Origin of the sequence: Kordia sp. (assembly GCF_045105435.1) — a bacterium.
GTDB lineage: Bacteria > Bacteroidota > Bacteroidia > Flavobacteriales > Flavobacteriaceae > Kordia.
On sequence record NZ_JBGCDL010000064.1, the window covers coordinates 1 to 5,273 of the forward strand.

Here is a 5,273-nt window from a genome sequence, read left to right on the forward strand (position 1 = left end):
TTAATGTTGGTATACGAAGAGGAAAATGTAGATATGAGTACTATTTTTGAAGTGAATTTAGACGAAACAGAAACTATCGATTATTTGGAAAACAGATCAGATCCTTATGATTTGTTGGATGAATAAAACAAAATAACAGTAAGAAATGAAAATATATACGACTATTTTATTTTTATGCTTTGGTATCTTTATGGGAATTGCCCAAAAAAGACAAAGTAAAGAGAAAATTAAACAATTAAAGATTGCTTATTTCACTGAGAACCTAGGTTTTACAACGGAAGAAGCGCAGCAATTTTGGCCAATTTATAATACGTATGATGATAAAAATCATGAGTTGCGTGTTGCGGGTTTTGGTAAGATTAAGAAAGAAGTAAAAGACATGGAGCAAATGTCTGAAAGTGAAGCTTCAAAAATTTTAGCGCGTCTGGAAAAATTAGAAGATGAAATGCACGAGAATAAGAAAACTTTAATGCGAAAGCTTAAAAAAGTGCTTCCTGCGAAAAAGATTATACACTTAAAAAAAGTAGAACGCGACTTTAATAGAGAGTTAATGAAACAATTCCGTAACAAACGCGGAAAACGAAAATCAATGCCCTAAAAAACCTAGAATACGTTTGTATTCGCAACCTAGCATTGATTAGAAAAGAGCACTTCCCTCAAAAGAAATGCTCTTTTTATTTTTTAGTAATTGTTACATTCAAATTAAACCTTTTCAAAAAAATACAGTCTAAAAAGTATAGCATAAGACAAGTGATTTTTATCACTGTTTACATTTTTTGGTGATTGATGAAAGGAGTACTTTAAAGAGTGCTCCTTTTTTATTTCTGCTGCAACTAAAAAAATACTTACATATAAGTATTTTTATTGTCAGATAGGATTTGTAGTTTTAAGAAAATTAACACAGATGCATCTTACAGAGAAACACCAGTTTAGTTCATTCAGACATTTTGAACAACATAATACACCTAAATTTCATGTGATTTTATTTATCATGTTAAGCATTTTAATGGTGGTATGCGGGAAAATGTTTCATATCTACGATTGGGTAACACATCCGCAGTTTACGCAAGAACAAGTCACCAAAGCTTGGTTTTTAGAACACACAAGTCTGTATCAACAATTGCTATTTACGCTGTTTTTTATTCTAGATTTTATCTGGGCTTTCCTCCTATTTTATATTGTTGGAAAATATGTGCACAGCAAAACCACAAAACACAAGGTAAAATTTATTTTCAAGCTATTTCTGGTCTTAGCAAGTATTGCGTACACGTTTGATTGCACTGAAAATTTTTACTATTTGTGGCATAAAGAATATCAAAAAACGATTGTAAGCGTCAAAATTGGCTTTTATGCAGCTACATTCTTAACCGTATTACTAGTTTGGATGCGCTTTTCATTAAAAAATCGGTTGGTTGTACTTAAAGAGTTTATGACTTCCGCATGGATTAGTTTATTATTCTTGTTCATTATTGGACTTTCCTTACCGAAAGCACCACAACTAAATTCAATCATTGTAGACTTATATTACCATCCGTTTTGGTTTGTATTTGTGCTTCTTTTAGGATTTGCGCCTATATATTGCATTGTACTTTCACACTACCCAACGTACTTTTTACTTTCAAAATCGAATCGAAAATTCAAAGATAAAGACTGGAGAATTTATAAAATATTTAGCATATTCGGTATTATTTGGTACAAAGATAAAGATGCAAAAACGAAACTAAAAACTACCGCTTACGAGAGTAATTTGAGTTTTTTACGTCGTACAATTGGTGTATTTTTCTATGCTGCTTTATTCTATATGGTTGCCTATACAGCAGATACCAATTTTGGATTTGGTGTGGAATTGAGCGGATTTGTTAACCTACTTATCATCGCATTAATTGGATGGTTGTATGTATTAAAAAATCAAAAAGATAAATGGCGTCAGTATTACACAAACGGATTGCATGAAGCCAACGACTCTGCTGTCGATGTATCTTTCGTAGAAGAAACGACTCAAAAACTCAACAATCCAATCACAACATACATAATTATACTGGTTATTACAGTATTAGCACATTTTCTGTTGTTCTTTTTATTGACTTGGTTTGAACATCCATATAATTACACCACCGTAATTTTAAGCTTGGTTTGTATTACGCTTCAAGCGATTACCTACACGTATTACCGAACCTTTAGAAGCTTATTTAAGTACGCCTTTTTTAATAAAGATAATGAAGCTGTCATCAATAGTTTTCCATTGATAAATGATGAAAAAGATACACGTTCACGAGCAGAAAAAAAGGAAGCTATTATTAAGCTATTTGAAAAGAATAACTTTTTTGGGCAAAGCGCATTTTTTAAGAAACTTTCCAAACTCAGCATTCGGAATTTAAGCTTAGGTGCGACCAGTAACAACATTATTTTCTTGAAAACAATCGCTTATTTTGGTGCTGTAAACTTGTTGTTTTTTATTGCGATCAATATTTTTCCAACACTTGCTATGCATGTAAATGCAATCATAATTATCCTTTCCGCTTTCTTTTTATTGTATGGAATTATCGTCGTGATTTTGAAGCATTTCATGTATTATAACTTGTCCGATCAACAATTTGCCAAAGACAATAAATCTAATTTTAGTTTTACAGTCTACGTAGGATTACTTGTATTGGTGTTGCTAAATTTTTTATCGCGAAGCAATGAAAGTACGGCTAATAATTTGTTCGATTTAGCACAGATTGACGAAACTATTAATACTACAAAAGATTCTATTACACTGAAAGAATACATTCAAAATTTACCCAAAAAACGCTATTATATTGGTTGCTATGGTGGCGGAATGAAAGCCAACGCTTGGACAATGACCGTTTTGAATGCGTTAGATACAGATGGTGATTTGTATGACAAAACCGTTTGTTTATCAGGCGCTTCGGGCGGAACAATTGGCTTGATTAATTATTCAGCGATTAAACATCAAAATGACAATTTGCAATTTCGCGATTCAATCATCCGTAAAATCGGTACCGAAAATATTTTATCGATGGATTTGGCACATCTTTTAGGGCGCGATTGGTTTACACACATGTTAGTTCCTCTGAATTTAATTGGGAAAGATCGTTCTACAGCAGCCATGCGAACGTATGCAAATTATGTAAATCCTGAGCTTACAAAAGCGGAGTTTGAATCTACTTCCTACCGACAGTTTTGGTATGATATGTATAAAAAACGAAATCAACGTTTTCCTATTTTAATTAGCAATACTACTAATATTAAAGGGCGACAAGGAATGGCGGTTTCTATTCCTGTAAAAGATACGTTTGCTAAAAGTGCTTTGTATTTGGGCGCGAATGATATTTTGGAATTAGGAAACAATAAAACCTTGAGTTTTTACAATGCAGCTTCTACCACAAATCGTTTTCCGTTAATAAGTCCGGCAGCTACAATTGAAGGTGAAGGACAGTATAATGATGGTGGAATTTATGAAAATTCAGGGTTACTTTCTGCCTTTAAATTGTATGAAGCTATTAATGAATTGGATGCTTCCGCGAGAAATAAAGAAACGGTATTTATCAATATTATCAATGACAAATCGGCGTATGTAAAACATGTGATGGATTCGGTGATGATGAATTGTAATGGCGGAATCATCAATAAATCCAATGAACTTTCTGCAATTTTAAACTCCGTTGCTGCTACTGAAATGTTTCCAGGTTATATAAAGGATAAATTGATTTTTTTAGCTGCTAAATACGAGCATATTACTTTTGAGAATATTTATTTACCACACAAATTCGATTTAGATGATGTGCGCGCTATTTATGGTAAAAAGATAAAAAATCTTGATTGTGTAGAAGATATTGCTATAATCATTAAAGATAATAATGACGGTATTTGGGATTTAATGGAAGGTTGTTCTAGAGAAACATTTAGCATCATTGAACCTGAAATGAGTCGTGTGATGGCAATTCCTGCGTTTGAATTTATGGAATATATGTTGGCGCATGAACGTGTGAAAAGTGTTTTGGAGAAGTTGTGATATAACCTTATTTAAACAACAACTTCGCAATCCTATTTTTTCCAGCCGCATACGCTGTAGAATCGTTGATGAATTTAATGGTATAGAAACCTTCGTCAGATAAGTGTTTCCAAGTATTTCCTGCGTCGTTGGAATAATCGATTCCTTTGAAACCTACAGCAACCAATTCTTTGGCGTTTCCGTTTGGAACGTATTGTATACAACTTCTGTATCCTGGATTTTCGTTTTGCGCGACTAACTTCCACGTTTTTCCACCGTCAGTAGTTTTTATTTTGTTGGCTTCGTTGATGTCTGCTTTGGAATAATCGCCACCAATAGCGAATCCGTTTTTAGCATCATAAAAATCAATGGAATACATTCCTGTGGTTTCAATTCCTTGTACAATTGGCGTTTTGTATACTTTCCAAGTGTGTCCTTTATTGGCAGAATATAAAATTCTACTTGCCTTTCCTCCTGTTGCAATCCAAGTTTCATCACCAACAATAGCAATGTTTGTATTACTCGCGGCAAAAGCAGCTTCTCCTTCTTTTGCTTTTGGTAAATTATCACATGAAACCTTTTGCCATGTATTTCCGCCATCGCGCGTGATGATGATACTAATGCAATCGTCTGTTGGATCGCCCATAGCAATTCCTTCTTTAGCATTCCAAAAAGCAATGGCATCGTAAAATACTTTTTCGTGTGTTTCTGTATAGACGAGTTCTACAGTTCCATTATTTTGAATTTTATATAGCAAAGCAGGATTTACAATACTAATTCCGAACGTAGTATTATTGATATGCGCTACGGCTCTAAAACTAACATTTAGTGTATCAGATACTTTTCCTTTAAGTAGATTTACATGTTGCTTTGTCTGCGCATTATAAAAACCAATTGTAGTTTTATTGCCGCCAAAAGCCAAATCATTTTCTGGAGTTAACGCAATCGCTCGAATACTAATAGAATCTTTAAAAATTGGTGTAATTGCTACTGTTGAAATTGCTTTTCGTGTTGGTTTCTCTTTTGTCTGTTCTTCACAAGAAAAAAATAGAACTAATAGAAAGATTGAAAAAATAGAACGCATAGTTAGGATTTTTTAGAAGGCAAGAACGATTTACCAACAGCTCTTATTGAAATGACATTCAGTGGAAATTCCATAAAAACATGTACAAAACTTAAGAATAATAATAAGGTAAATCCAATATTATAATTATAGATGTATAATGCTACAGAACCAATCCACATTATTAGAATAGTTAGCGATCGTTTTTGCGTG

General features: G+C 33.1%; 4 protein-coding genes. 2 read left to right on the forward strand and 2 right to left on the reverse strand.

Annotated features, from left to right (window positions below; translation table 11 throughout):
- Window positions 1-145: 145 nt before the first annotated feature.
- Window positions 146-598, forward strand: coding sequence for a hypothetical protein (locus tag AB8B65_RS03025; protein ID WP_405299385.1), 453 nt, complete (start codon window positions 146-148; stop codon window positions 596-598).
- Window positions 599-904: 306 nt separating this feature from the next.
- The gene (locus AB8B65_RS03030; protein ID WP_405299386.1) at window positions 905-4,018 is read left to right on the forward strand and encodes a hypothetical protein; all 3,114 of its coding nucleotides are present in this window, start codon (window positions 905-907) and stop codon (window positions 4,016-4,018) included.
- Between the two features lie 7 nt (window positions 4,019-4,025).
- Here AB8B65_RS03030 and AB8B65_RS03035 read toward each other — a convergent pair whose 3' ends face one another.
- Both AB8B65_RS03035 and AB8B65_RS03040 read right to left on the reverse strand, forming a co-directional pair.
- On the reverse strand, window positions 4,026-5,081 hold the full coding sequence (locus tag AB8B65_RS03035; protein WP_405299387.1) for a WD40/YVTN/BNR-like repeat-containing protein: 1,056 nt from the start codon (window positions 5,079-5,081) through the stop codon (window positions 4,026-4,028).
- A gap of 2 nt (window positions 5,082-5,083) precedes the next feature.
- Window positions 5,084-5,273, reverse strand: a 190-nt coding sequence (locus AB8B65_RS03040; protein WP_405299388.1) for a hypothetical protein, incomplete at its 5' end; no start/stop codon positions are given.

Bases quoted from the DNA above. Each gene is read 5' to 3' on its own strand.
- AB8B65_RS03025 (WP_405299385.1), top strand. From the start codon at position 146: ATGAAAATATATACGACTATTTTATTTTTATGCTTTGGTATCTTTATG.
- AB8B65_RS03030 (WP_405299386.1), top strand. From the start codon at position 905: ATGCATCTTACAGAGAAACACCAGTTTAGTTCATTCAGACATTTTGAA.
- AB8B65_RS03035 (WP_405299387.1), bottom strand. From the start codon at position 5,081: ATGCGTTCTATTTTTTCAATCTTTCTATTAGTTCTATTTTTTTCTTGT.